We start from the raw sequence: 553 nt of genomic DNA, 5'->3' as shown, positions 1-553 counted from the left end.
TTAGGTATATTGTGAATATTAATTGTAAAGAACAATTTGAAATTACCTCTTCTTCAGGAGGGTTTTGGAGTTTTGATCTTGATAATCGTGAAGTTACCTTTTATGGTGGGGAAGGGGAGGTTGAGCAGCAAAGGAATATTGATGCTGACCAACTAGAAGGTAAGTGTGACGTTATCTTTAATAGTGATGAAACGGCAGCTCTACTAATTAACCCAGATTCTAATACAATTTTTAAAGTTCAAAGTGTTGCTCCAGTTTTTTTGGACTATGTAAAAATGTCCCGAACTGATCTAGTTAATGAGGGGTATGATTATCTTGAGTTACTAAATGTTGATAATTTAATTGTTGTGTTATATGAGCATGGCATATTGGTTTTTGATCAACAATTAGAGCTGGTTAGTGAGGAAAGCTTTGAAGAGCTAATGGTAAGACCTAACGTTGAAGGTAGTCAGCTTACCTATGAAGAATTGAACAAAACTATTGTCTATGGTAAGAAAGGTAAGAAAAGGACACCCTAGATTTGATGTTGATTAGGAAAAAGAAGAAGAGAGAA

1 protein-coding gene is annotated in these 553 nt (G+C 34.5%); it reads left to right on the top strand.

The features are described from left to right. Window positions 1–518: hypothetical protein (locus KCG35_RS26155; protein WP_215822868.1), on the top strand; the 518-nt coding region annotated here is incomplete at its 5' end. Window positions 519–553 lie beyond the last annotated feature (35 nt).

Source organism: Zooshikella harenae (assembly GCF_018837975.1).
In the GTDB taxonomy this organism is placed as follows: domain Bacteria; phylum Pseudomonadota; class Gammaproteobacteria; order Pseudomonadales; family Zooshikellaceae; genus Zooshikella; species Zooshikella harenae.
This window is presented reverse-complemented; position numbering and strand designations above follow the sequence as displayed.